17 protein-coding genes and 1 pseudogene are annotated in these 26,371 nt (G+C 60.1%); 9 read left to right on the top strand and 9 right to left on the bottom strand.

Annotated elements, in window-relative coordinates; all coding sequences use genetic code 11:
- Window positions 1–364: 364 nt before the first annotated feature.
- The 4 genes from AB4068_RS05570 to AB4068_RS05555 all read right to left on the bottom strand — a co-directional run bounded on the left by AB4068_RS05570 (window position 365) and on the right by AB4068_RS05555 (window position 5,564).
- On the bottom strand, window positions 365–1,603 hold the full coding sequence (locus tag AB4068_RS05570; RefSeq protein WP_441432875.1) for a PIN domain-containing protein: 1,239 nt from the start codon (window positions 1,601–1,603) through the stop codon (window positions 365–367).
- Window positions 1,604–2,028: 425 nt separating this feature from the next.
- Entirely contained in the window at window positions 2,029–3,072 is a 1,044-nt protein-coding gene (locus AB4068_RS05565) for a serine/threonine-protein kinase (protein WP_441432874.1), read from the bottom strand.
- A gap of 427 nt (window positions 3,073–3,499) precedes the next feature.
- Window positions 3,500–3,955: a hypothetical protein gene (locus AB4068_RS05560; RefSeq protein ID WP_441432873.1), complete on the bottom strand. Its 456-nt coding sequence runs from the start codon at window positions 3,953–3,955 to the stop codon at window positions 3,500–3,502.
- A 1,405-nt stretch (window positions 3,956–5,360) separates the two neighbouring features.
- Window positions 5,361–5,564 carry a helix-turn-helix transcriptional regulator gene (locus tag AB4068_RS05555; protein ID WP_306962584.1) on the bottom strand — a complete coding sequence of 68 codons (204 nt, stop codon included), beginning with the start codon at window positions 5,562–5,564 and terminating at the stop codon, window positions 5,361–5,363.
- 90 nt (window positions 5,565–5,654) lie between these two features.
- On the opposite strand from AB4068_RS05555, the gene AB4068_RS05550 reads away from it, so the two are divergent.
- The 3 genes from AB4068_RS05550 (at window position 5,655) to AB4068_RS05540 (ending at window position 8,363) form a co-directional block, all read left to right on the top strand.
- Entirely contained in the window at window positions 5,655–6,185 is a 531-nt protein-coding gene (locus AB4068_RS05550; RefSeq protein WP_441432872.1) for a helix-turn-helix domain-containing protein, read from the top strand.
- Window positions 6,172–7,305 carry a tyrosine-type recombinase/integrase gene (locus AB4068_RS05545; protein WP_441432871.1) on the top strand — a complete coding sequence of 378 codons (1,134 nt, stop codon included), beginning with the start codon at window positions 6,172–6,174 and terminating at the stop codon, window positions 7,303–7,305. Before AB4068_RS05550 ends, AB4068_RS05545 begins: the two co-directional genes overlap by 14 nt.
- Window positions 7,306–7,616: 311 nt before the next feature.
- Entirely contained in the window at window positions 7,617–8,363 is a 747-nt protein-coding gene (locus AB4068_RS05540; RefSeq protein WP_441432870.1) for a hypothetical protein, read from the top strand.
- 126 nt (window positions 8,364–8,489) lie between these two features.
- Here AB4068_RS05540 and AB4068_RS05535 read toward each other — a convergent pair whose 3' ends face one another.
- From AB4068_RS05535 to AB4068_RS05520, 4 genes are all read right to left on the bottom strand, one after another.
- The gene (locus tag AB4068_RS05535; RefSeq protein WP_441432869.1) at window positions 8,490–9,614 is read right to left on the bottom strand and encodes a YaaC family protein; all 1,125 of its coding nucleotides are present in this window, start codon (window positions 9,612–9,614) and stop codon (window positions 8,490–8,492) included.
- Window positions 9,615–9,778: 164 nt separating this feature from the next.
- Window positions 9,779–10,318 (bottom strand): hypothetical protein, encoded by a 540-nt coding sequence (locus tag AB4068_RS05530; RefSeq protein WP_441432868.1) that lies wholly within the window; start codon window positions 10,316–10,318, stop codon window positions 9,779–9,781.
- Window positions 10,319–10,770: 452 nt separating this feature from the next.
- Window positions 10,771–10,896: a hypothetical protein gene (locus AB4068_RS05525; protein ID WP_441432867.1), complete on the bottom strand. Its 126-nt coding sequence runs from the start codon at window positions 10,894–10,896 to the stop codon at window positions 10,771–10,773.
- Between the two features lie 172 nt (window positions 10,897–11,068).
- Window positions 11,069–11,731 (bottom strand): hypothetical protein, encoded by a 663-nt coding sequence (locus AB4068_RS05520; protein ID WP_441432866.1) that lies wholly within the window; start codon window positions 11,729–11,731, stop codon window positions 11,069–11,071.
- Window positions 11,732–12,160: 429 nt separating this feature from the next.
- Between AB4068_RS05520 and AB4068_RS05515 the strand changes: the two genes are divergently transcribed.
- Together AB4068_RS05515 and AB4068_RS05510 are read left to right on the top strand one after the other, a co-directional pair.
- A complete protein-coding gene (locus tag AB4068_RS05515) occupies window positions 12,161–14,947 on the top strand; it encodes a hypothetical protein (RefSeq protein WP_441432865.1) in 2,787 nt (928 codons plus the stop codon).
- A 390-nt stretch (window positions 14,948–15,337) separates the two neighbouring features.
- Window positions 15,338–16,717: a hypothetical protein gene (locus tag AB4068_RS05510; protein ID WP_441432864.1), complete on the top strand. Its 1,380-nt coding sequence runs from the start codon at window positions 15,338–15,340 to the stop codon at window positions 16,715–16,717.
- Between the two features lie 583 nt (window positions 16,718–17,300).
- Here the strand turns inward: AB4068_RS05510 and AB4068_RS05505 are convergent.
- Window positions 17,301–18,215: a hypothetical protein gene (locus AB4068_RS05505; RefSeq protein WP_441432863.1), complete on the bottom strand. Its 915-nt coding sequence runs from the start codon at window positions 18,213–18,215 to the stop codon at window positions 17,301–17,303.
- 382 nt (window positions 18,216–18,597) lie between these two features.
- Here AB4068_RS05505 and AB4068_RS05500 point away from each other — a divergent pair, with 382 nt between their 5' ends.
- From AB4068_RS05500 to AB4068_RS05485, 4 genes and pseudogenes are all read left to right on the top strand, one after another.
- Window positions 18,598–22,557, top strand: a complete 3,960-nt coding sequence (locus AB4068_RS05500; RefSeq protein ID WP_441432862.1) for an NACHT domain-containing protein — start codon at window positions 18,598–18,600, stop codon at window positions 22,555–22,557.
- Window positions 22,558–23,008: 451 nt separating this feature from the next.
- Window positions 23,009–24,445 (top strand): annotated as a pseudogene (locus AB4068_RS05495) (tyrosine-type recombinase/integrase); the annotation flags it as partial.
- Between the two features lie 85 nt (window positions 24,446–24,530).
- Complete coding sequence (locus AB4068_RS05490; protein ID WP_441432861.1) at window positions 24,531–24,839, top strand: helix-turn-helix domain-containing protein; 309 nt, start codon at window positions 24,531–24,533, stop codon at window positions 24,837–24,839.
- Between the two features lie 347 nt (window positions 24,840–25,186).
- Window positions 25,187–26,299: a hypothetical protein gene (locus AB4068_RS05485; protein ID WP_441432860.1), complete on the top strand. Its 1,113-nt coding sequence runs from the start codon at window positions 25,187–25,189 to the stop codon at window positions 26,297–26,299.
- Window positions 26,300–26,371: the final 72 nt, after the last annotated feature.

Raw genomic sequence — 26,371 nt, 5'->3', positions numbered from 1 at the left:
CCGCGTACTTGCGCTGATTAAGTTGTCTTTATCCGCGTGTTCCACGATATCGGTGTATAACACAACGCCGGTTTGCCGCGCCCACATTAGACGTGGGAGCATGCCATCGCACCACCACCAGGGGATATACCCTAAACAGATCTTTAGCGTATATCGAGAGGAAATCTCATTAGGAACGTCGTGGCATACCTGCGACAACAGCACGGCTCCGCCAGGTCCCGCAGAACGGCCACCCGCCCGCGGCGGGGCTTCGCCCCGAACCCTGCTGGGTGTTCTGAGGCTGGCGGACGACTACGCTGCTTCGCGATGACCGCTGAGCGCCCCGGGCTCCCTTCACTATCGATAGTCGATTCGACTCTACGTCCTAGTCGACCCCGACCGTGATTGACATGAGCTCTGTGATTTCGGGGCCTCCGTTTGCCTCGATCCGAAGCCCCAGCTCCGCAATGAACTCTGATTCGAACGTCACTTCCGCCATGTGACGGTTGTGGTCGCTGTTGCTCACATGGATTTCCGGGCTGGCGTCAGCCAAAGCAAGGTCGCTCTTGAACATATAGCCCTCGAACTCGATCTGACCTTCGACTGTTGCGGTACCGATGATGGTCGTTCCGTCAAAGTCCTCATCACGCTGCCACGTAACGGTGGCAGGGTCTCCTTCTATGTAGGAGATGGTTGCGTTCTGGAATTCGCGGGGGTACTTGTTTCCGACGACCTCAATACCCGAACTGCGGTCGTAACTGGTATCAGCGACTTCCTGATACATGACATCCGTATCGAGGTAATCGAGGCAAGCTTTTGCCACCAAGGCGTCCAGCGCGCTGGTGTCGGACTCATCGTATTCCCACTGTGGTGATGATTCCACTTGGGCTGGTGCAGATTCACCCAGGGTTTTCTCTGTAGCGTCCGGGGATGGTCGAGAAGCATCACGCCGATTATTCAAGAGAGTGTTTAGCATCCCGAGAGTTCCGAGAATGCTGAACTGGCACTCCCCTGGCAGATCCTTTGCGAGGTCGGCGTTCGGCTTGTCCCTTACCTTCGCACTCACCGAGAAGTCCTTATAATTATTGCTCACAAAGTAGATTTCGCGGTTTGGGTGAGACTGTGCAATGCCGACCACCGTTCGCCAAATGAGATAGTCCCCTACGCCCTCACCATTAGTCTTGAATGGCTTCTGTCGACAAATCGCTGCTGACGCCAAATGTTCGGCATCCACGTTCGGTGCAGGGAGGATGGTGCCGCCCACTTCTGCCACGGCTTCTCTGAGTCGACCCATTACGTACTCGGCGTTCATGTGGACATCTACCAAACCGTCGAGCGCGTCAAAATCAACGGGATCAAAGGTTGCTTTTGATCTCTTGAGCTCATCCAACGCTTTTTTGAACTTATTGATGTTCTGCTTTGTAACTTCCCGGATAGCATCGCTTCTGTGCCGGGTCAGCTCCTTCAAGACCACTTCTGGAAAGTACAACTCAACACGGCCGGCACTTTGATGATCGCTAATCTGTTCCCAAGGTTTGCCTTCGAACGCAATTCGACCGTGAATGATGTTGGAATCAATAATGGCAAGAATGGGCCGAGTTGCCGATGAAAGTTCGTCCGTCATGCTCTTATCATGCTCCATCAGCCCTGGATCTCGGCTTTGGGAAGGCTGTGTCAAGGAACTGACGGATCATCTATTCAGCGGAACCGCCCAATTCAGCTGACCCACTGGCGTAGGAAGGCTCACCGTCTCTTTCACAGTCCAGCCCTGGTCGGGAGCTTTGGTAGTCCCGCCGACCCTCTGCCACACCGCGATCTGGTTGTCCCCCCGGAGCGTGAACCGGTACTGAGTATCCGCGCCTGACTTGTCGATGCCGCCTGGACCCTCGATACCCTCCGCGCTAACCCTGATCGGCAACCGGGTCGATGGGGTATTTGTCCGCGTCCGGGACGGCTACGTTTCAATCCAGCAAAGAAGAAGCCAAGACATCCGCTGAGGCCTCGGTCCCTGCCTGCGCTCGAGACGGGACGCCGTTGACGTTTTTGGGGCTACAGGGCTGCAAAGAATGACCGCAGGGATGCTGGGATGGATGAGTTACGTACGGAACGAACTGCTACACCAGAAACTGCCCGTCCAGTTGGCAAGTGAAACGCTCGAATCGTGACTTCGCGCTCGCCTAGGGGTTCCGAGCACACACCGAGTGCGCCACGCCCGCGAATCGCTGTGCTTTCCGCGCAGTACACGTGGCCTTCGTGTCGAACACGAAACCAGTCTCGCCGGTGGCCGAGCGACGTTGCTAATGCATTACCGAAGTCTGCCGCAGTAGCGTGTCGAGTGGCCGGATTGAGGCCCAGTCCACGACGGATAACTGTGGCTACAGACCGTGGCACGTGCGGAGCGAGGTCTGAGATGTCCCGCACTTGCCCTACCGCGATCTTGGTCTGCTGTTCCGCCCGCGGAAGACGGTGATTTACGGGATACTCGCCCGACAGGAGAAAAAAGACTGTAGCCGCTAAGGAGTACACGTCTGTGGCGATGCTGCACCAGCCATTTTCGAGGGCGGCCTCTGGCGCGAGCGTACACCAACTGCCGTTCCGGGGAGCGCGGCCGTCCTCATCGAGGATGTTGCAAAACGCAAGATCAGAAACGAGAACGTTATCGCCGTCTAAGAGTGCGTTTGCTGGCTTGATATCTCGGTGCACCATGCCTGAAGCATGAACCGTGTCAATGCCGGCGGCAATTTGGTGCCCGAAACGGACGGCGAGACTAACAGGTAGTCCCTCGGAATGGGCGAGCGTTTCAAGGTCGCCGTGCACCATCAGTGGCGTGATGATGTACCGAAGGTCGCTGTTCAGCACGATGTCAGCGTTCAAAACCGGCACTATGAAGGTGCTGCGAAGCTGTTCGAGTCGCCTCGCTTCGTCCCACGGCTGCGGCTCTCCGCCGGAAGTGGGATCGAGTAGCTTGATTGCGACGGTGCGGTCGAGGTATTTGTCGTGTGCCTTGTATACTTGGCCGTCACTGCCGAGTTTCTTCTCCAGCAAATACCGGTCATTCACGGTCGTGCCGCTTGGATATACAGTAGCTTCCACGACGATCAGGATACTGTCTGGTATGCGCGTTCTTGGAGTCGTAGTCGTCCCTAATGGAAGAAAGCCTCGCGTCCATGCAGCGATTCTCGAGGGATCGGTCGACGACCCGGTCACGGTGAGCTGTTTCGAGGTTCGTACATCAGCCCTCGAACCGTCTGAGCAAGCGGTTGATCTTGCCCGAATGCTTAGCGCCAAACTTAGTAACGAGGACATCGACGCTGCCGGCATCCGAATGGCGGGCACTACGCCTGTGGGACGCAGGTCTAGGGCGGCGTTTTCGCGGGCCCACTGCGAGGGTGCGCTGCTGTTCGTGCTCCGCGAAGGACTTGGTAAGTCCATCAGCGTGGTTGACGCAAATGGTGCTGCTCGTGCGACCGGTATGAAGCGGGCTGCCCTGGACGAGCTCGCTGCGAGGCTCGTCTCGCCTTTAGACGGAGCGAATGGGGATGCGGTGATCGCTGCTTTGGCCGCTCTGGCTGCAGGCGACAGCGACTGACGAGGCGTTGCATACGAACAGGGTGTCGACTCCGTCGATCGTCCACCGCATGTCCCAGTCTGTTAGTGAGTTGATGGCAACGGCGATCAACCATTCCGTCTCGACTGTGTCCCGAACTCGCCGGGCTGCGTTGGCCAGAAGACTTCCGCTGGCGATATTGACATCAAGTACTACGGTGCGGGCAGAACGGCCGCCGCGTAGTGTTGGGTCCAGCATCATTGCTGCGCCCAGCACTCGTTCCGCTGCAGGGCTTGCAGGCTCGACGGTGAACTGCTTCCATCCCGCGACGCAGGCTAGGAATGAGCGCGCCGAGGCGGCCAGGTCGCTAAATGCATCGTGGGCATGGATGGTTTCGTCCCCGCGCCGCATGAGTTCAACAAGATCCATGTGAGTCTCCCTTACGTGAGACTAATTACACCGCATTCTGGCGTCGGCAGTAACGACCGCAATAGTCTGCCCGCCAAACCGCCGGGTGGCAGTTGGCCTGGGACCCGCCAGTTCGCCAACCATACGATGCCCGCCGGATCTTTTGGAAGGAGGGACTTGAAGGTCCTCATGCTCATGCACGACGCTGATCCGAGTCATAGCAGTCACTAGGTCGGAATCCATCCGATTGATTAGTGCCATCTCACCTCGCCCGCATCCCGATAATGGCCGTCGTGTCCGTCCTTGGCGCGCCGTCAAGGGTGGGCCGGAGGCCCATCACGCAGTGACGCGCATGCGCCCTTGATGGTGCGTCGGGGACGGCTACAGTTTGAGGCCGGGATGCCATGCCAGCCCAGCTCAGAAGTACCCCGTCTCTGGACGGTCCTTGGCCTTCATATCTCCAGTCGGGGGAGGCCAACCAGGCGTTGAAGTCGCTCCGGTTGATCCGGAGACGTCGACCGGTTCGGTAAGCCCAGGGGTCTGACGTGACAAGCAGCGCCGCAGGTTCAGGCGTGAGTTCGGCACTGGATAGCTGTGTACAAGCCCGCACGCGTAGGCGGAGAACATGGAGAAGCCGCGAAGGGGTCCGCTGGAACGAGGACGCGGTCCGAGCGGCTGCTGACATTGTCATCACTTTCCTCTTCCGGGACGGTTTGAAGCCCGAATTTTTGGCTAAGGATCGTTCTGGGCCGGGAAACAGTGTGGATGGGCTCACGAACGACATCAGGGCTTCGCGTTCTATCGATATGTTTCTCCGGCGGCTTGGAGCGGGAACGGACTGTCTCTTCATCTTGCGGAACGGGAATAGGCGCAGGAGAGGGCTGGCGGTCGCGGCCGGGGCGTCGTTCTCTCGTAGCGGGTGTCTCCCGTTCTTGTTGGATGGCTGGAGGAGTTCGTCGTCGTGGACGATCGCCGGTTCTTTGACGTCCAAGCCAAGGTATCAGGGCAGGTTTGCCGTGAACTCGAGGAAGGTTTCGTTCCGCGTGACGCCATTCCTTGGGGCCACGCGGAAGACAAGATAGGTCGCGCGGCTTCCGTCACAGGGCGGATCCGGGCAAAAGGCGCAAGGCGATGGAGGGGCGCCGGCTTCCGCGAGTCAAAGGGAGACTGCGGAACGGTCGTGGCCAGCGGGTGTCAAAGCGTCGGGTCGTTTGCGGTGGTCCACCGGGAACCACCGAAGAGAGATACTCGTGGCCTCGGGGTCAGCCACTCGTACGATTCTCGTTCGCCTTTGCGATCCGAGTAGGTTGCCAGCGTGGCGACCTCCACTTGATGGTGGCGCGGTTCACACGGGCTCCCTCGTCTCGGACCAAGGGATTGCAGTCTGAGGGTCCGGCTCTCGCAGAGTCCGTCAGGAATCCCGGCTCTAGACGCTAGGGAGTACCTGGCCTGTCTGAGAGCGTGTCTGTGCGTCGAGCCATGCCTCTACATCGCTGGCGCGATAGCGGACGCCGCTGCCTAGCTTCACGAACTTAGGGCCCATCCCTCTATAGCGCCATTGCGCCAATGCGGGCGCCGTCTTGTGAAGCTTGGCTGCCAGCTCTGCCGGGGTCAGCAGTTCCGATTCCATGAGGCCTATTCCCTTCCGCGAAAGCCGCGTCATATTAGATACACAGTTCCCGTTAGAAATGTTGTCTATATAGCGTGTATCGTTTCTTATATGGTACATAGCGGAGAGCGGCTGCGAGGACATGACATAGGCCCAACCGGCAAGACGGTCGCTCGGAACCTGAAGCGTTTGCGGGGGAACGTCACCCTGCGGGAGCTTCAGCAAAGGCTTAGGGGCGTCGGGCACGAAATTTCCGCGAGCGGAATACAGAAGATCGAGGCCGGCGTTAGGCGGGTTGATGTTGATGATCTCGTGGCCCTGGCGCTAGTCCTGGGCGTGAACCCAAATGCACTGTTATTTCCCAAGTCGCTCGACGAGCCGGTGGCCCTCACCGGAGCTGATCCGGCTGACCTAGTACGGGTTTGGGAATGGGCGGATGGCATAACACCGATCGACGGCGACGTGGGCAGTGATGACTACGTACGGGGGCTGCGCCCCGACTTCATCCCGGCAGGGAATACGAAAATTGGTCCCGTGACATTCGAAGACCTCAATTTACGAGTGGACGAGCTCAGCGCGATTATCAAGACTCTGGTTGATCAGAACGCAGCGAAAGAACAATCCGGCGATGGCAACGATTGAACCCTATGAGACACGGGCCGGGCGCCGGTATCAGGTTCGCTACCGGAAACCTGACCGGGTACAGACCAAGAAACGTGGATTCAGGACAAAGAGAGATGCCGAGCTTTTTCTCGCCAGCGTTGAGGTATCCAAGGCCCGCGGGGAATTCATAGATGCGGCAGCCGCAAAGGCCCTGATCGGTCCGCTTGGGGACGCGTGGTTGTCGCGGCAGACCCATTTGAAGCCATCTTCATTGCGCCCCGTGGAGTCGGCTTGGCGTAATCATGTGCTGCCGGTGTGGGGCGGTGCGGCAGTCTCAGATATCCGAAAGACAGATGTGCAGCAGTGGGTCTCAGGTTTGACGAAGGGAGATCAGAGCGCTGTCCCGCCCCGGAAACCGAAGGGGGCAACGCTTGTAATCCGCGCTTACGGAGTCTTGGCGGCCATTCTGGATGACGCCGTGAGCGACCGTCGAACATTGAGTAATCCAGCACGAGGCGTAACCTTGCCGCGCAAGATCAAGAAGCCGCACGTCTACCTGAGTCACGAGCAAGTGCATGCACTCGCGGCAGCCAGTAAATATCCGACACTGGTTCTCGTGCTTGCCTACTGCGGGTTGCGGTGGGGAGAGGCGACTGGACTGCGAGTCAAGCATCTGGACATGTTGCGGCGGCGACTCGTGATTGAGGAAAACGCGGTTCAGGTCGGTTCGGTGATCGAAGTAGGTACGCCAAAGAACCACAAGAAACGAACCGTGCCGTTCCCGCGATTCCTCGCTGAGCCCCTGGCACAGCAGTGTGAGAACAAGGATAGAAATGATCTCGTGTTTCCCGGCGAGAATGGCCATCACCTCCGCCTCGCACGCGTGCACGATGACAACATGAGCTGGTTTGCCGGTGCGGTGAAGCGCTCCGGGGTGCCACGAATCACACCCCACGATCTCCGGCATTCAGCCGCGAGCTTTGCTGTATCGGCCGGCGCGAACGTCAAAGCGGTGCAAAGAATGCTCGGTCACAGCTCGGCGGCCATGACCCTGGATATCTATGCGGACCTGTTTGACGGGGACTTGGACAGCGTTTCGGACGCCCTGGACCATGCAGTGTCCCTGGCGAATGTGCCCAAAATGTGCCCAAAACCCTAATCCCGGCAAAGCAAAAGGCCCCCGATCCCTTGTAAACAAAGGGAAGCAGGGGCCTCGCTAGCTGGCGGGGGTTTTACGAATTCACTGGATGCCTTGTGGGGTAAGGGCTCTGTGATCACGTGGAATGAGCTAGGCACAGGCTAAGCACCTGATTTAGCACACCGATCAACCTGCCTTGGTTGGGCGTTTCCTCTAGCGATCCTTCATGAGACACGATGAAGGGCAGCCGCGATCGGATGTCCAACGTCGACCGAGGCCTTTGATGACCGGATGGAGCTCAGGTGGGGCTCACCGGGCGTTAGGCTTGCAAGGTGGACGAGCAGAACGATCCCGGCAACGGCTATTTGGTCGGAACTCAAGGTACTTCGAAGCTTCTGGTGGATACCGCCATCGATGGAACCGCAGCGATCTTGAGCGCACTCATGCCTTCCGGCGGTCCCTTCATTGCGGCAGGAGCCACGGCCCTCAAAGGCGTAGGGCCAATGCTTCAACAACATCAGGAAAGAAATATGAACCTGATGATTACTGAAGGACGGAGGGAAGCCGTCACGACTGCAGATGACTTTGTCAGAGCTGTCACCTCAGACCCAGAGCGGCTGCTTGCCTTCGTTGCCGCCTGTGATGCCGCAAGACGGACTGCGCTCGACGACAAGGTGAAAGCCCTTGGCCGGGCCGTGGCGGGCCTCGCGCATGATGACGCCCTTGTCGACGATTCCATCATTTGGATCAATATCTTCGCCCAGGTAGACGCCCCGTATGTCCGAATGGTGGAAGCGCTTTGTGAGACGGACCCGGAGCACCGCGGATACTCGCGACTTTGGAAAAGACACGAGCTGCGCGAAAAGTGCGGGCTGACTGCCACCGCAGCCGTTCTTATCAACACGCTCACGGCACTAGGCCTTATGCGTCAGATCCCGTACGAGGAGCTTTCCCAGCATGACCGCGCAAGGTGGGGCGTTAGCGCCCCGGGGCCGAGCTATTCGCCCGTCTACGGGAAAGGTCCACTTACGGACGACTTCCTTCACCGGCTGAGATCCACGAACGCGAATCCTGCGTAACCCGCTCGCCAAAAGCGGCTGTCGTGGCGTCCCAATTCCGAAGAATTCAGTTGTGCTCAGCTCACGGGGGCGTGAACCAGTCTGTCGGGCCAGAGCGCTCGACGGCAGCGCCCTGGGCGCAAGGTCCTACTGGTCCGGTGAGCCAGCTATCGGCGTCCGGGCTTCATGGTGATAGCTCTCCGAGGAGGAACGGATGATGGCTGCCAGCGCAAGTTCCGGTACCGCCCTTAGCGCTTCGCCCAGGATGTGCTCGATCGCAACCGCGTGGGCTGACTGGGAAACTGACGTCAATTCGAGCCATTCGTTCGGCTGGTATCTCGCGAGACGCGAAAGGACGAAGAGCGCCGCCCACCAAATCAGGAAGGGGTGTGCGGGAAGGCCGGACGAATCGAGACATGGATATACATAGTGCACGCCGTGGTAGTCGACGCTGCGGGAGTCGAAATCGGAAGATTCTGTTTCGCCTGCAGGTTTCGGCAGGATCAGGGGAAGCACGAGGTATTGATCTTCGCCGCTGAAGCCGTGCTGATATGGGATCGGTTGACCGGGCGTGTTTGTTGTCTGCCATCCTGCAAGTGTCGGATAGTCCTGAAGGAACCGCTGGAGGGCGGTGTATTCTTCGGCGATTCGTCCGCCGTCGATTGTGTCTCTACCGGCCGTCGGATCACCGGCAGTTGTCTGCAGGCTGACGGGCAGCGGGTAAAGGCGCGCACGTGCCGCCTCCGGCCCTCGGACGATGTGGGCCGACTCGGCGTCAAGGATGAGGCGCTGTGATACTCCCTGGCTCGGCAGGGGGAACCGGTCGGTGTATGGCAGTAGATCCCACAGGTCACCGAGCTTGACGTTGTCCTTCATCGCTGAGCAGCCCAATGCCTGAGCGACGGTCGGAAACGCCCCAGAATCCAAACCTCGGACTTCAAGCTGCGCTAAACCGTGATTGGCGGCGTCCTGCAGTTTATTGTCCTTAATCCCATGACCCGTCAGCCGGTATTCGGAATTTGCTACTTGTGTGGAAGCGGCTGCGATCGCCCGCCCCAACTGGTTGAGCCCATAGAAAAGCAGGATCGGCTGAGTGGCCGTTCCCACCGTCGCCGCGGCAGTGAACAATTGCTCAGCCTGTTCAAGCGCGGCGTTGAATGTCGACCGTCGTGCGCCACCGGCCGCTTTGCCGATCTCCTGGGATCGGAGGGCACGCACGCGCTGCCAGGTTTCCTTCACCGGGGTTGCCTGAAGCTCCGCATAGATCACCATGAGCACAGTCTAGGGCGCGTGCATGCGCCCTAGTCGAGACGTGGGCGACGGAGGGGATGGAACGGGCCAGCAATCCCAGTTGTCCAAGCCGTCCAGCCCTGACCGAAGTACCCGGAGTGCTCGAGTGAATTGAGCCCCATTAGGTCGGTTCGAAGGGCGTGGACCTATGCCTTGGCGTCAATGAAAGTGGGGCACCCTTTTTCGTCTGAGGGATAGGCCAGAATGCGCGATCCGTTGTCCCGTGACCAATCGAAGCCGGGATGGGCTTTCGCCCGGCCCTCCGCTCTCATGTCCTCCAGCATCTTCAATTCTTGCTGTAGGAGCGTCACCGTTGACGAGAACAACACGAAAACCTGTCCATTCCGGAGCTTGAAACCACCCAAAAACGAGAAGGCGCCCGTTTCTCGGACTAGGTCACCTAGGTCCATCTCGCCTTTCCCCGGAGTGACGAAGTAGCCGCGTACCGCTATCGCGCGTCCGGCCGAGGGAGCCGGAATCCAGTCAACATCTCCGAGATCTTTCAGGCTAGCGGGACCCGGCATTAGATCATCAGCGGGAATGACCAATCTGAAGCCATCGATCCATCCTTGTGACGAAGGCTCGGGGCGCGTCCACTGGTGCAGAATCCGCGTATCGTTGCCCTCGTCTTTCCCGTTGAGGGACACGATGGCGAGGTCCACCCGGTCCACTTCGTCCTGGGTCATGCCGATCAACTGGTACCTGAAGTCGCCTGATTCGTGAAGACTGATCTTGTGCAAGTCTGCACTGCTCCGTATCGCAATGTAGACGTCACTGGCGTTAGGGCCTGCGAATACTCTCCAAACGGAAGATCTGGCCGTCGGGTCCCCAACGCAGAAACGGAGCGTTGTCTTCTTGCTGGCCGATCTAAGTAGGTGGGCGTGCAAGAATCTGCCGTTTTCTTTGAGCTGAAGGCTAGCTTGCTTTTGGTCCGTGCCGGAGTTGACCACGGCTGTCACTTTAGGGATGGACGACACGAGGTCCTGGAGGTTCAGAGGCTGGCGAGATGGCGATGACACCTCAACAGCCTAAGAGACGCAACTGGGGATGAAAAACCTGAGTGCTTTCTTCGATGGTCCGCTCGGGTTCGTGCCAACTTTGAGTAGGGCATCGAGTTCCCGAGTTTATTCGAGGCGGTTTACTTCTTCTGCTCTTTCTTCAAGGCTGCAAGCTTCTCGATGTACTTCGCCTTTTCGATGAGACGCTTCGCCTCTGCTCTGAGTTCCCTTGGCGTCTTGTTGGTCGAGCCGGGCGGTCGTCCCATTACTGTCTCCATTCCGAGTAAATACCATATCTTTATCATATCGCCCGAAAAAAGTACCAAGTCAAGGATTCGGTCTCCGGCGACGCTTCCGGAGGAGTTCGTGAATAGGTGGTCAGAGTTAAGGGTGGGGCCGACGAGATGCGTTTTGGCCGGGTTGTATGCGCCGGCAGCGTCATATCTCCAATCGCAACTCATTCAGTATCGTGGAACGTTCGGAAGGACTCGCCTCGCGCCAGTGTCCAATGCCATGCAACAAGCCTTCGAGCCTGCACGACTCCTGGCTCAATCGTGCCCCCCGGTCAGCTGGTGAATCCCGTTTCGGCTCCAGCTCGCCTTCCTTGGCAGCCACGATAGCCACGGAAGCGACTACCTCCAGCATTTCCAGTTCGTCGCCTCCGTGGGCATCCAACCTTGCGGCCGCAATCAGAGCGACAAGTGAGGAAATCGGAGGCCTGCTGGGAAGGGTCATCTCCGGGCTGCCGGACCGGGTGAGGTTGAAGGCTACCGTCCTGGCCAGTGCATCGTGTTTCCTGAGAGCTTCAATGCGTCCCGCAATCCCCAAGTAGAGGCTCTTTAGCGCGGCGTCAAACCTTAGTTTGCGCTCGAAGAACTCCCTATGTTTCTCGGCTTCAAGTCGAGCCTCCTCAGAGTTCTCGGCTATTTCTTTCGCTCTGGAAGCGATGCGAACAGAAATCGCGGCAACCAGAAGTGAGGCCACCGCTGCGGCGGAGGGAATGATGATGCCGGTCCATGCGAGAAAGACGTCATCGTCCGAAAGTCTCATCGGGATACTGATGGCACGTTCGAGAACGGGAGGAATAACAAGCGGATGCATGCAGTAAACACTACCCAGACCCTACAATCCACCAAGATAACCTGTCACCACAGATGAAAATACGGCTCCGCCTCCGAGGAGAATCCGAAGAATGATGTTTCGTCCGCGCGCCGGGATCGTCGGCCCGAAGAGCACACTTCGACCGAGCCCCTTGGCGAGTTGGACCGAAGGACGGCTGCGCTCAACGACAACGAAACTCCCGAGGTCTAGACCACGGTCAATCTGCTCGCTTTCAGAGACCCGCGGAGTCTGACACCAGACGCCGCCGGCGTCATGCTGGTTGTTTCAGATGTCGGCGAAGGAGTGCTCCCGAGAGGCGGAGGGCGATGAGGGCGCGCTGTCGCTCGTTTCGAACGACAATGTCTGGACACGACTTGTCGTCAGCCGTACACTCCGATCACGGCCTGGGGGAAGCGCCAAGGAGATGTCATGCCCTCAGCGTCAGACATTCTTGAGCTCCGCATACACGGGGTCCGTAATACACCACCAGCCGAGATGCTCGGTGTCGCGGTCGACGAGGTGGTCCCCGCCCACGCCGATGGCATCAAGCTCGTCGACAACCTCGCTGGTTTCTATCAGGTCAAAGACCCTGCCCACGATTCCACGACGACGCTCGAAGCCTACAGTTGGGGCAAACTGGACAGATTCGGGCTGCCCGGATTCCTCGGGAAAATCGGTCGGACCTTCTACAACCTCGGATGGTTCCTCATCGCCCCGTTTGGTTTCGCAAACGTCGCCTACTGGAGCCGGGTCCTCAAAGCCGACAACCACAGGGAAGACGGTGTGGATCCTGGGACGGGAGCTTCGCTGGTGCGCCTTTTCGGTCTGCTGCTGACTCTTCTCTTGGCCGCCGGGGTCGCCACGGCCGTCATGGACCTGGTCGCGGTCCAGTGCTTCCGGAATCAGGGTACGACGGAGCAGGTGTGCAACAACCTGCCTCACTGGTTCGACGGTCTCCGCACACTCCGTCGGGGACAACGGCTAGCGGCGGTGTCCCCGTTCCCGATCCTCGCGGTGGTTCTGTTGGCGGTCGTTGGGCTGTTGGGGGATGTTCTCTTCCGCACACGGGTCAAAAACCAGCGGCGGGCCTCCTTCCCGCGGCGTGCTCAAGGACATGCGAGGCTGGGGGCCGGAGGAAACCCGCTGATGGATTCGGTCGTCCTCGCGGCGCCTCGGTTGTGGATTCGCAGGGTCAATTCTCCGACTGGTGTGCTGCATGTCGCCGCGACCGTGCAGTTCACGGCACTCCTGCTCGCCGCCGATGTCTCTTCCCGTTCAACTGGTGAGAACGCGGCCGCGGCCTCGACCGTGTTTGCCTCGTCCTGCGTCCTGATGACGGTCACAGCAGTGGCGGTCATGATCTGGGCACGCAGTATCCGGGCCCCTCACAGGGACACAAGTCCGCGGATGAGGTTCGCCGTCTTCACGCTCTTCCTCAGCGTCCTCGAATATGCGTGGGCCATCGCTGCGGGCGTCAGCGACCCAACCGCGGACGAGACTGTTCCGTTCACGGCTGCCCAGTTCGCCCCGACTGTACTGGCGGCCCTTTTGACGATACTTGCCGCCTCAGGATGCCTCATGCGGCTCGGCCAACGGTCCGCAGTAATTTGGGGCATTGTGCTCCTGGTCGCCGGAACGGGCGGGCTGATAATCACCGGCACGCGCTGGAACGCGGCTCCGGCGCCTGTGCTCGCGGCATTCGAGCTGTGCGAAGCGGCTGTCCTGCTTGTCGCCGGAACCCTGCTGACCCAGGGCCAGCGCGCCCCAATACGGCCGTTCGGACGGAAAGCTGAAGCTTGGCACGGAATGACTCCGGCGGTAACCATGTTCATCAGCATCCTGTTCCAGGCGTTCTATACCAGCGCCATCGTTGTCGGGACCGGGAACTGGCTGCGCGGGGGCAGCCTCCTCTGGACTCAGGACGCCGACCAACCACTGTTCCGCGGCCTAACCCCGCGTGACGCCTCGGATATCTCAATACCTTTCATCTATCGGGCCTTCGGGGGTGTGACGGTCCTTACCGTCCTCGCAGCTGAACTGTGCCTGATCGTTCTATTGCTGCCCAAACTCCGCGGAGGCCTGAAAATAGAAAACCCGCCGGTTGCCAACGCCGAAAGGCGCTATGAGTCGGAAATCATGGCCGTCCGCCGCAGAAGCGCCATGTTCCAGCGAGGTGAGCCCGTCCTCGGGCTCGCTGCCGCAGCCACTGCCGCTGGTGTCGCAGTGACGCTCGCATTGACGATCCTTTATGGGAGCGGCGAGGGCCACCAATGGTTGCAGGGCCTCCCGGGGTGGAATAACGCCTCTTCCGTTGGCGCTTGGGTGACGACAAGCGCTCTGACAGCCGGAGGACTCGTCATCGTCGGTATTGCTGTGTCCAACGCGGCACGCGGAACCAGCAGGCCGATCGGACTGCTCTGGGACCTAGTGGCATGGCTGCCGAGAGCAGCCCACCCCTTCGGTCCCGCCTGCTACTTCGAACGAGCCGTACCCGAACTGGCCGACCGGATGATCCAATGGCTCACCGACGAGTCAAACAAAGATGACCCAGCAGAACACAAGCCCGTGCTGCCCGACCGTCGCGTCCTCCTGGCAACGCACAGCCTCGGGGCGGTCCTGGGAATAGCAGCCCTTTATCACATTGCCGCCATCGGCAGAGACGACCTGCTGCCCAACATCCGCCTGCTCACCTTCGGCGTACAGCTGCGCCCCTACTTCGGGAGGTTCTTCCCCGAACTATGCGGACCAAACGTCCTTGGAACACATGGACTGAGACACCCAAGGACCTTTGCCACCGACCCGTGGTTGGGCCGAGACCTGCCGGAGCCGCCCGGACCGGGACCCATCGCCCAACCGGCCAATCCAAACAGACCGCAGGTGCGCGCCCCACTCGTTGACCTCCTCGACCGAGGGGCCGGGAACGCCACGGCCTGGCAGAATATCTGGCGCCGCACGGACTACCTTGGCTTCCCCGTCGATCACTACCCCGGACAGAACTCACTGGACCAGACCGCGCTCGAGATAGAGCCAGACTCCTACCAGGCAGAAGTAGCGACCCACGGAAACTACTTCCGGACAGCCCAGTACGCCGACGCCCGGACGAAACTCCTCCAAAACTGGGAAAACTCCGCGGTACCGGATGCCGGCGGACATATCGCCGGCATGCTCGCAGCTCTCCTGGGTCTACTGGCGCACAGGTTCCGATTGACGCGGTAAAGCCCGCGTCGGTTTCCGAGTTTCCTCCTCGCCGGGTCGCTCAACGCGGCAGTATCCTCGCTGGCCTGTGCCGACGGGGCGTCAAGGTGCGCGCAAGAGCAGTCGTCGTGCCGATGCTTTCCTCGATACCGCTTCCTGAAACAGGGAGAGCCACCAAACTTACGGAGGATTACACGGTCTAAGAAGGACCTATTTCCTTATAGAACTTGCTATGTTTGGTTCCGCTCCACCTCTCGAACCGCCGAATGAGCCTCCCGCCGCGCGGTTCACCACACAACGGCACTGCCATAAGCCCACCACTGACAAGCCTCGCGGCTCCGGGCCCCGCGGGCCCGCATTCACGAGAGCTCCTAGGTCAAAGACCGGGGGACAAAACAGATTGGACATTCTGTGCGAGCCACTCACACGGTCGCCAACCGACGCGAACACCCCAGAATTCTGATCCTGGACGACAACTGGGGGTTTGGCACCCGCTTACAGGGGGACGTGAACCTGCCAGGTACGGTGAAGGTCATCAGTGATCTGCGAAGTGTTGACCAAACTGAGTGGGACGCCCTCATCACCAACACTGAGTATCAGACAGCGAACTTCTCGGGCACCTCAATGAGTTATCGGAGGGTTGCCGACCACCTGTATATCTTCAAAGTGCTACCTGAGGCCCAGCACAACAACCGCGGAACTCTGGACAGGGTCAAGGGTCTAAACCAGGCCGTCGGACCAGTTACCTTGCAGCTCCAGTGGGAAGTGCCGGGGCACGAGGTCGCGGTCCGGCAAGGGCTCGAGCGCGAGCTGCATGACTCCCTTGTCCTCGCAGTGGAAGCCCGGGGGACCCAGTCCGGGCTGGTCAACCCCGGAGACGTGCCCGCCGGAGTGGAACTGGACGCTTTCGCCCTCGGACCGAAGGGCATCGTCCTAGCGGGACGCCTTGAGGCTCCCAACCGGGGTGAAGTGTGGTTCGTCCCGAGCGAGATAAGCGATCTGCGGCCATGGCTTACTGCTGCCTTCGCCAGCTGGCGTCGGAGGGATCCCAAAAAGTTCCCCGGAGTCCCTGACTGGTGGGCGTCTTCTGAGTGGTATTCGGCCGGCGAAGCGGCCATCGCACGCCGAATTGCTGAAGAAACCGCGAAGTTTGACGAAACCAGAGCAACGTTTGACGCAACCCGTAAACAGCTGGAATCCGAACTCACGGAGGCCCAGGAAAAGGCCAGCGCAGGAAGCAGGAAACTTCTCCGTGGACAAGATGATGCCCTGCAGGACGCTGTCCGCGATGCCTTGGAAGAATTGGGGTTCGGCGTCCGCGACATGGATCTCGAATGGGACGACAAGGAACGCCGGGAGGACTTCAGAATCACAGATCCAGATGATCCTCAATGGCTTGTCCTCGGTGACGCTACTGGTGTCACCGGGAATGCCAAGGGCGGAAAGATGGCCGTGCTGCAGGGTTACGTCACCAAATACATTTTTGAGGAACGTCCGTCCAGCATCCCGGGCATGTGGTACCTGCTGAACAGGGAGATCGAGAAAGACCCCAATATCCGCAGCACCATTCTCCGTGCGGACGAGATTGACCCGTTCGCGGCTCAGCAAGGCCTTGTTCTCGACACGACAGCCCTCTACGTGCTTCTTCGGCACGTACATGATGAGCCGTCCGACAAGCCTGCCGCCCGGAATTACCTCAGAACGTCCGTTGGCCTTCTCGGTTTGTCAGATGCTCTGACGTGGATGCAGAAACGCTCCCACGGCAAGACCACCGGTGCAACGGTCGAGTAGCCACAGCCTAGGTCCTTGTCTGTAACCCACTGATCACGCAAAGGACGCACGTTTCCGTGCGGTGATAGCCAAGGAGCCACGTGGCGGAGACAGCTTCGTTCCACCGTGCGGTGCCCTGGACGAGCTATTCGCGTTTCATTTTGCTACATGGCGCCGCGGCAATGTAGCCCGTGCATGAGTTCAAAGGCCCCCGCGGTAACTAAGTGGGTTGTCGCCGTGCCGGCCCGGCCCCCTCATCTGGAAGAATCGCCTGGGTGAGCGATCAAGAACCCCCTGAGTGAAATGAGACTGAGACGTATCCTGGCTTCTCGTGGCCGATCGACGGAGGGGAAACAGGATTCCGCGGAGTCTTGGAATTCGACGACCGGCGCCCTCGGCTGACCCTCTATTCTCCTCTGCTGGACAGAAGGTCCTCGACATTGACAGCGCCGACGTGGTGCACGGCGAACTCGACTCCCGGGAAAGGTGAGCCTGGCTTACTTGCCACTCATGCCGCTGACACCAGCCGATCCACACGGATGGGCGTTCGCTCAACGTCGCGGCTATGTCAGCTTCTGGGTGGCCCGTCCTCGAAGAGGCGACTCTAAAGAATCTCAGAATCCTGCCCCGGGTCCGTTTCCTCCAGCGTGTAGTCAGGCAGGCGTCTCCCCCCAGCGCGTGAAACGAAATACGTTCGCTCTGTCGGTTCGGTGCCCACGCCGGGAAAGTCGTCGGACGTGCCTGGTGTCAGTAAAAGCCTCCAAGCGCCAGTCTTCTCCGGTACCGGTTCGATGAGAGTGCCGCCGAAACCCACCCGGGTTAGGTCAACTGCCCCGGTGTCCATCGGATGAACTGAAGTTACTTCGAATGAGAAGCCCGAATTTTCGGCGCCTTGCCGGCGCTCCTGGTAGATCTTCGCCCATTCATCAACGGAACATTGAACGGAGTAGGTGTACTCCTCGAGCCCTTGGCCCTCTGGTAGGTCGGCCGTGGTGAGTGTTTCATTGCCGTTCGTGATGGGGTGATTGAATCGAAGATGCGCCATGCCCGGTCCTTCATTCCAGATTGAGACGCTGACCTGTATCAAAATCTGTTGCTTTCCGTCTGCGGGAAGATTGAATTCCGACCCGGCGGGCACGTTCCAGTTCGGGCTATCGAGGAATTCGCCGGGAAACTGCGGTTCCCAGATGATCGACTCATCGGCAATGACTCTGACGCTCGGCATCGTGGCGTCAATGCGAGTCTTCAAAGCTTCGGCAGCGATGAATAGAGTTTGACGTTGTTGGGCTCTTGTAAGTGTGAGAGCCTCGTTCGCAGCTTCGGCTGAGTGTTGACCGGCCGATGCGGCTTTCGCCGTTTCTTTGGTTTGAAAGTATATGAAAACGGCCGTAATAGCCGTCACTATCGCGGCTAATCCGGTAGCGAGAGACCCTATCGCTGTCCAGCCCCATTCCCACGGCGAGGCGACAGCTGTCGGGTCCAAGGGGATATGGGCAAACAAACCTGCCGGAGAGATCACGGCGCAAGTCTACGCAGAAGTCGGACAAATCGTTCAAAACTGATGCTGAGGCTGTGCGCCAAGGTGCTTGTCCAAGAGATCGGGCTCTTGTCCTCCGCCGCTTGGTGGAGGCCGGCCTCGTTAACTTGGATGGCCCGGAATCTGCCCTGGAGGCGTGAATGCTCGCGAAGGTGCGGATGCTCAGTGCTAAGTTCAAAGGTAATGTCGCCGTCTTACATCCGGGGGATCAATGTCGTTGAGACTAGTGGACTCGAGATTTTGGTTCCCGAGTCAATCCGTCACTCGGAACCTGGACGGCTTTCTCCCCGACCCTGAGGGATTATCGATACTCGCAAGCCCTCCGCAGGTCCTGACTTCGGCTGAAGCAACTGCCAATCGGATCTTGGTGTTGCTGGGCCCACCGGGCTCGGGCAAATCGACCTTTGCCAAGGAAGACTCTCGAGTGTTGCCTTCAACTGTGGATGTGGGCATTTTGCGGGTGACTCTTGATTCGATAGGCACAGAAGATCGCTTTGTGAGAGCACTGACCGTTTCGCCTCGGGTTGCTGAATGGCTCTCTGGAAGCGGGGAATTGTGCGTGGTCTTGGATGGTTTCGACGAGGCGCAACAGCGAATTCCACACCTTGCGTCGATCCTCATGGAGATACTGGACGAATGGCCGCTTGAGCGGTTGTGGCTGAGGATAACGTGTCGCACGGCGGAATGGCCGGCCCACTTAGGGAAATGGGTGAAAGACCTTCCTGACTCGGAAGTCGTGGAGATCGCTCCTCTCCGTCGCGTGGATGCGGTTCAGGCGGCAGGAGATCTTCAAGACCCCGAAGGCTTCATTGCCGCAGTGACTGCCAGGGGTCTGGCCCCGTTGGCGGCGATGCCCTTGTCACTGGAGCTACTGGTCCTTGGATATCAATCCCAGGGGCGGATCCCGGAAAACCGAGCGGATGCCTACGCGGCCGGTCTGCGTGCGCTGTGCGACGAACAAAGCCCGCAGCGGCGGACGTCAAGCGCGAATTTGGTTCTCCCAACTGACGTACTGTCAGCTGCGGAGTCTACCGCAGCTTGCATGCTGTTCTCTGCGCGCGAAGCCCTGTGGGCGGGCGCTGTAGGGAGCAGAATGAGTATCGATCTGGCCTTCGATGACATTTCGCATTTTCTGCCTGAAACGATGGTGGACAAGATGGCCGTATTGACGAAGATGTCCCGCTCAGCCCTGTTCCAGGGATCAGGACCCGACCGGCTGACGTGGGCACATGCAACTTTTCCCGAATTCCTGGCAGCCAGGTGGTGCATCGGCCGGCAGCTTGATAGGTCCCAGATCCGGTCTCTCCTATGTGCGGAAGATGGGAAGCTCTTTCCACGCGTTCGGCGGATTGCGGCCTGGCTGGTCTCGATGCGCCCCGATCGATTTCGCTGGATTTGTGAGGCAGATCCTCAAGCCGTCGCGGACGAAATAGACGTACCCGACGATTCATTGCGGGCGGCCGTTTTGGAAGCACTACTTGAAGAGGTTGCGCGCGGGAACTATATACGCGATTGGGGGACCAAATACGAGAACCTTCGCCACGCATCAGTGGCGGATCAACTCCGACCGTGGCTCCGATCCGAAAACGAAACCGTTCGATCCATGGCGGTAGAGCTCGCCGGGGAGACTAAGGCGACAGAACTCGCAAGAGACCTTCTGTCGATTGCCCTGGATCCTTCTGAATCCCATTTGCTGCGCTACAGGAGCATCCTGGCGCTGCAGGATGTGGGATGGACGGGGGCGGATCTCCTCGCCCTTCTTGAGAGTCCTGATCTACTCGGAGAGGACGACAACAGTGAACTTCGCGGGGCGATAATCGACCTGTCTCACCCACAGTCACTGACTACTTCAGAAGCACTCAGATACGTGGCGGTGGAACCATCCGCGATGTTCTTTGGCCATTATTCGATGGCGGTGCATCGGCTTACCAGATCGCTCTCATCCGTAGACCTTGCCGCCGCTGCCAACTGGCTACGTTTGCCAATCGCGGACGCAGAAGGTCTGCAGGAGCTGCGTGATGCAGCCCTGGGTATTTGCGCCGATCATCTGGATGATCCAATGGCTCGGAGTGCAGCTTTGGACTCCGTTCGCGCCCGTCTGCACACGTATCAGCCAGTCATTGGCCAGCATGGAGTGGTGGCGGCTGAATGGCAGGATCAGCGGCGCCACAGCCTGTTGTTGATGCTTGCCTCCGAATGCTCCGATGATGAGCTCCTAGCCTTGGTCACCAATTCCCAGCAGGATCGTGTGTTGCAGGGCACTGACTTCGGGTGGTTGGTGGACCAGCTCCAGAATGTGGACGAGACGACGTCGAAAGGCCTGATCATTCTCATCGGGCACATCTTCAACCCTCACAATTTCGACCACGCCAATTGTTTGGCGTCCTTGCCCACGGACCACGTTCTGGTGACCGGGGCGCTCTCCTATTGGTGCGGAAGCGTGGTGCTTGACTCGCAGCAGGCACGGGAGCAGCGTGCGACGTGGGTTTCATACCGTCGGCCCGCGAAGCCTTCCAACGACCAGACCGTCGAACTTCTGGAAGAGGTGAACGGTTGGATAAGGAGTAATCTGGACCTCTTTGACGACGGAGACCTCAATGCGTTCGGTCATGCGCTATACCTCGTGACGGTATTGCCTGGAACCCGGACTCCCGGGTCCCAGTTCCAGCCCGACCTCACCCAACACCAACGCTGGCCAACCCTTGACTCAAGAACTCGGCAGAGGCTCATCTCAGGAGCAGCTGACTATCTAACGATGGCGAAGTGTCAACCGGAAATATGGAGATCTGCAGGACGACTGAATTCTGTAGCGGTTGCCGGCTACCGCGCGCTCGTTCTGTTACTACACACATCCATCGATCAGTTAAGCGAATTGTCGTCAGGGGCCTGGGAAGACTGGGCTCCGGTGGTAGTACTGCAACAACCGACAATCAACGGGGTTTCAACCGAAGATCATGCGTCACTGCTGTTGATGGCGCTACCTCACGCCAGGAATGCGCTCGTGCGATCCCTCTTGTGGCTCATCCGGGAAGACGACAAAACCGGACACCCACCACTGGTGGAGCGGGATTGTGAACTTCTCTGGGGGGCCGACCTTGAGACCGAGCTCGTAGGGCTCCTCGAGAGCGTCTCTGACCCCACGGCCGGGGAACTGGCTGAAACTCTCCTCAAGAATGATTCAAGCCAGGGACGCACGACTCTCGAAACGTGGCTTCAACCGGCCTCCACCGAAAGGACTCTCTCCCAGCGAAGAATCGCTCTCACCGCACTGATGCGACACAGCGCCGAGTCTTCATGGAGTGCCATCCGCGGAACACTGGACAACCAACCCGACGTCGCAGTCGCCTCGGTCATCGAAATTGCAGATAGAAACCAGGGGGACCTAGGCCTAAGCGATGAGTACCTAGGCTATTTCCTAATGTGGATGGAACGGCGCTTTCCGAGGAAAGAAGACCCGGAGTTTACGAGGAGCCAAGGCATCACCCCTCGGGACCAAGCAGCCCGCTGGAGGGATCGCATCCTGCAAATACTGACCGATCGAGGAACCCCAGGGGCTATCGAGGCACTCCAAAGCTTCGCTAACTCCGAACCCAGCGAAAGCTGGCGCCGCGAAATAGTAGCGCGAGCAAAGAGATCTCATCGCCAGAACGAGTGGAAACCAATAGAACTCGACCTCCTGGCGAGACTCGGATCCAACGACCACACGAGGATTGTGCGCAACCTCGAAGAATTGCGCGAATCCGTTCTGGAAACCTTGGCAGAAATCCAAGAAAGACTAATCGGAGATACACCGGAGTCGCATCTTCTTTGGGACACGCGGGTTATGCAACCGAAGTCCGAAGACGAAGTCTGTGACTACCTACTGCAGAAATTCCGCGACCGGCTGACAAATCGAAGAGTAGTTATCAACCGGGAAGTCCAAGTCCGACGCAACGCGCCCAGCGGCATACCCGAACGGACGGACATCCTGATCGAAGCCCCTGGTGGTGGACGTGCACCTTTGCGGGTAGTCATCGAGACCAAAGGAGCCTGGAACGAAGGGCTTGACACGGCGATTCCCGACCAGCTCATCGGACGCTACCTGCACGACTTCCCGCTCGCGCACGGCATTTACGTCGTCCTGTGGCCAGACGTAGGATCCTGGTCAACTCACAATGGAACCCGGGACCGAAGCCGGGTAGCAGCCCTCAACCGACCAACAATCGAACGCAACCTGTCCTGCCAAGCGCAAGAAGGACACCGGACCGGTCACCCCGTGGATGTCATCCACCTGGATCTCCCTTACCGCAGACCTAGCTCTGCAGCGGGTGAGCATATCAGCTGAAGTCAGGACCAGAACTGCCATCCGCTGTCGGGCCGCCGCATTCGGGCGCCCCCCGGCGACGGCTACGTGCCTACTCCAGATGCGTCCCGTTTGGGCTGTGAGGGCGGCTCAGAGCAGGGTGCGCTTGAAGTATTTCTTCATCGCTTCCAGGTCAATGACAGTACTGGCTCTCTGCCTGTCAATGACGCCGGCTTGCTGTCGACTCTCAGCCCAAGGAGTGCCGGGCAGGTGAGTGAGTTCGCTCAGTTCACGACCTGACGGGGCCCCGTAGTTTCTCAAGGCGGCGTCAACGACGATTTTTTGTCTTTTTGTGAGCTTGTTCGCGTCTAGCCCGCGGTTTTCATGGCAGGTCTGCCGGGGTGGTGTGTTAAACCGGTGAAAGGGTGCTCTGACAAGGGAAAATAGTGGTATTCGACGCCATATTTTCCTGATCGTGAGGAGCACCCTTTCGATGCAAGATTCTACCCGGCTTTTCCCGGCCGTCGCGGTTGGTTTCACGGGCCAGTCGCTGGTTTCGCACGCGGGCACGACGGTCCTGACGGAGTTCCTTGATGCCCTGGGCTTCGGCGGGCTCTGCGAGGAGCGGTTGGGCCAGTTCGTTCCCTCTGGCGCCAGGCACCGGCCCGGCCGGCTGATCGGTTCACTGTCGGTGATGCTGGCCGCCGGCGGCGAGCATTCCAGCGACCTGGACATGCTGCGCACCTCACCGGGGCTGTTCGGGGCGTTGCCTTCGAACGCGACACTCAACTGGCATGGGCACAGGTTCGTTGGCGGAATCTTCCCTCTGGCCCCGGCATATAGAGTCATTCGTCGTGTCGCGATGCTCAAGGTAGCACCTTGCTCGATAAGGTGGCACCTTCAGTTACATGCCCGGAAGAAGGTGTGCGTGGTCAGTGACGGGTTGCGTCTTGTTCACGGCGGTGCCGCGCCCACTCCTGCCATCGACCCGCCGGTGGACCCTGTGGCATTCCAGGACTCGTGTGTGGAGGCGTTCAGGACCTCCCAGGCCGTGCGAGGGTTCGCTCAAACTTCGATGGAGAACAACGCCGGCGTGCTCGATCGGTTCCTGACCGCTTGCGGTCGACCGGCATGGGAAGTTACGGCCGAGGACGTCGACCGGGTCGTTGCCGGGCTTGTCGAGCTTGGCCTGTCGGCTGCGACTCGGCGTGGGTATGTTCAGGCGTTCAAGGGATTCCACGCGTTTTTGTCAGTGCGCAAGGCCAACGAGATCGAGTCTGTGTTTGGCGTCCGGCTGGTTGACCCGATCGATGATTTCAACGCTGCACGCCATGTCGACTCCTCCTCGCCTTCCGCGATCGCACCACCCAGTGATGAACGGATGGAGGAGTTCTTCGACTTCCTCAAGGAGCGCATCGCCGGGGCGCGCAAGTATGCGGTCGCCGGACGTGACTATGCCATGTTCCGCACGCTCTACCTCGCGGGGCTGCGGGCGGAGGAGACGGCGTCGCTGGATCGGGCAGACGTGCACTTCGGTCGCGGCCCCTTCGGGAAGGTCCACGTCCGCTTTGGCAAGGGAGCCAAGACCTCCGGACCCCGGCCGCGGTGGGTGCCGATGCTCGATGGCCTCGACCTGATCCTGGGGTGGTACCTGGAGGAGATCGCGCCCCGTCTCGGCGATGGACCGTCACTGTTTTCGGACGAGGGTGGAGGACGGATCAGCCGGGGCACTATCCGTAACCGGTTGGCTCATTTGCTTGAGCTTGAGCAGGCGGCCCGCGGCGAAGACCACACAGACTCGGCTACGCTGGTCAGGTTTAGCCCGCACACGCTGCGTCATGCCTGCGCGACCCGCAATTACGAACGTGGCGTTGACCTCGTGGCCATCCAGCAGATGCTCGGGCACTGGCACGTTGGGACGACGATGCGGTATGTGACGCCGTCGGCCACGTTCATCGAAGATGCTTACCGCCGGGCGGTCTCAGGGACTCTGGCCGAGCTGGGAGGAGAGGGAAATGGAGATTAGGTGGCGGCTGCGGATGGCCGCAGCACAGCGGGAGATCTGGACCGGGGCACAGTTGCGCCGGCTCCTGGCCGAACGCGCAGGCCTTGAGCTGTCCTCGGCGTCTGTATCGGCCCTGTTCGCCAAGCAGCCCAGCCAAGTCAAGCTCGACACCCTCGCCGCGCTCTGCACGGCGCTGGAGTGCACTCCCAATGACCTGATTGAGGTCGACATCACCCCGGTGACGCAGCCGGTAAAGCCGGCCCGGGCCAAGGCCGAGCCCAAGGCAGCAGCCCTCGGCCGCTCGATGCCGCCGCTTTGAGCGGCTATCGCCGGTGCCTGGGCTGCCCGGCGCCGGTGAAATTCCTGGATCGGGACTACTGCCACGTCTGCCACCGCCGCGCGGGGCGCGCTGCCCTGAAGCGGGCCTGCGTCGAGTGCGGACAGTCACGTCACCTGCAAAAGGGAAGATGCGCCGGATGCGTCCGCGCCGCCGCGCCGCGCACTCCGGCCAAGACCATCACCTGCAGTCACTGCGGCCAGCAGCGACGTAACGCCGGGCGTGGGCTGTGTAACCGGTGCCTGATCGCCGACCCGGACCGGCCGTTTCGATACGCCGCGTCACTGGCTCAACGGATGCGGCCGCCACCGCCGTGGTGGAATCTGCTAGTGGATTTCGCTGCGGCCCGCTATTACCCTGGCGGGACGGTGGCGATCCTACGCGAAACCGGACGCATTCTCCTCGTCAACCCGACCGTAACGCCGCACCAGCTCCGCCGCGCGGCCGGCGCAGTGATCAGCGCAACGACCGAACGCGTCCTGGCCACGTTCTTCACCAGCCAGAGCCTGACCCTGGCGCAGTCGGACACCCGGGAGCGCGCGGCCGCGACGCGCCAGCGGTATCTGGACGCCATCCGTACCCCGCTACGCCAGGCCGTCGCTCAGTACAACGACGCCCAGGTCAGCGAGCAGGACCGCCGGACGCGCACCGGACGGCGGACCCTCAGCGACATCACGCTCGCGACCAGGCTCCGCATCCTCCGTGACCTCGCCGTGCACATCTGCGCCGGCCGCCTGGTCACTGGATGGGCCGAAGTGACCACCGCTGACCTTGAAGGATTCCTGGCACGCAGACCCGCCGCCTTGCACCAGCAGACTTACGCCCTTCGGCGGTTCTTCGCCTGGGCCAAGGGCCGCCGGCTGGTCCTGGCCAACCCCGCCCGCACACTTGCCCTCGGCGCCCAACCTGCCTTTACCGGCATCGTGCTGGATCTGGCGACCCAGCGTTCCCTGTTCCGCCGATGGATAACCGAAACCATCAGCTCGCAAGAGCGGCTTGTCGGTCTGCTGGCAATCCTGCATGCCGCCACCAACGCCGAGATCCGCGCGCTCACCGTGGCTGACATCGACCTTGTCCGCCAGGCACTGATCTTGCACGGTCGCCCTTCACCGGTCCCAATGGACCCCGCGACCTGGGCCGCGGTCCAAGCGTGCCGCCGTGATCGGGAGGCAACCGGCACAATGAATCCTCACCTCATCGTCAGCCGGATCACCAGGAGCAGAGACGCCCCGGTGCACTCGAGCTACATCACACGACTCCTTGCACCAGCCGGAACCAACCCCGCCGTTTGCCGCCAGACCCGCCTGACCCAGCTGGTCACCGACCTCGACCCCAAGCTCACAGCCACCGTTCTGGGCATGCGCGACACCGGGCTGGTGCGATACCTCGCCGACAACGTCGACCGCGACCGGCTACACCGAAGCCGGACCAACACACGCTGAGCCAACCCGGGCGCTGCAGGCACCACCTTGCACAACTTGCCACGAACCTGTGCGAGTTGGACAAGGAAAACG

This window comes from Arthrobacter sp. 2RAF22, from assembly GCF_052115325.1.
Taxonomy (GTDB): Bacteria; Actinomycetota; Actinomycetes; order Actinomycetales; family Micrococcaceae; genus Arthrobacter.
The sequence above is the reverse complement of the archived record's forward strand: the minus strand, read 5'-3'. Positions and strand labels throughout refer to the sequence as shown.

Excerpts from the sequence above, each read along its gene's own strand:
- AB4068_RS05560 (WP_441432873.1), bottom strand. The coding sequence starts at position 3,955 with ATGGATCTTGTTGAACTCATGCGGCGCGGGGACGAAACCATCCATGCC.
- AB4068_RS05520 (WP_441432866.1), bottom strand. The coding sequence starts at position 11,731 with ATGCATCCGCTTGTTATTCCTCCCGTTCTCGAACGTGCCATCAGTATC.
- AB4068_RS05515 (WP_441432865.1), top strand. The coding sequence starts at position 12,161 with ATGCCCTCAGCGTCAGACATTCTTGAGCTCCGCATACACGGGGTCCGT.
- AB4068_RS05545 (WP_441432871.1), top strand. The coding sequence starts at position 6,172 with ATGGCAACGATTGAACCCTATGAGACACGGGCCGGGCGCCGGTATCAG.
- AB4068_RS05490 (WP_441432861.1), top strand. The coding sequence starts at position 24,531 with ATGGAGATTAGGTGGCGGCTGCGGATGGCCGCAGCACAGCGGGAGATC.
- AB4068_RS05550 (WP_441432872.1), top strand. The coding sequence starts at position 5,655 with ATGGTACATAGCGGAGAGCGGCTGCGAGGACATGACATAGGCCCAACC.
- AB4068_RS05525 (WP_441432867.1), bottom strand. The coding sequence starts at position 10,896 with ATGGGACGACCGCCCGGCTCGACCAACAAGACGCCAAGGGAACTCAGA.
- AB4068_RS05555 (WP_306962584.1), bottom strand. The coding sequence starts at position 5,564 with ATGGAATCGGAACTGCTGACCCCGGCAGAGCTGGCAGCCAAGCTTCAC.
- AB4068_RS05570 (WP_441432875.1), bottom strand. The coding sequence starts at position 1,603 with ATGACGGACGAACTTTCATCGGCAACTCGGCCCATTCTTGCCATTATT.
- AB4068_RS05530 (WP_441432868.1), bottom strand. The coding sequence starts at position 10,318 with ATGACCCAGGACGAAGTGGACCGGGTGGACCTCGCCATCGTGTCCCTC.
- AB4068_RS05535 (WP_441432869.1), bottom strand. The coding sequence starts at position 9,614 with ATGGTGATCTATGCGGAGCTTCAGGCAACCCCGGTGAAGGAAACCTGG.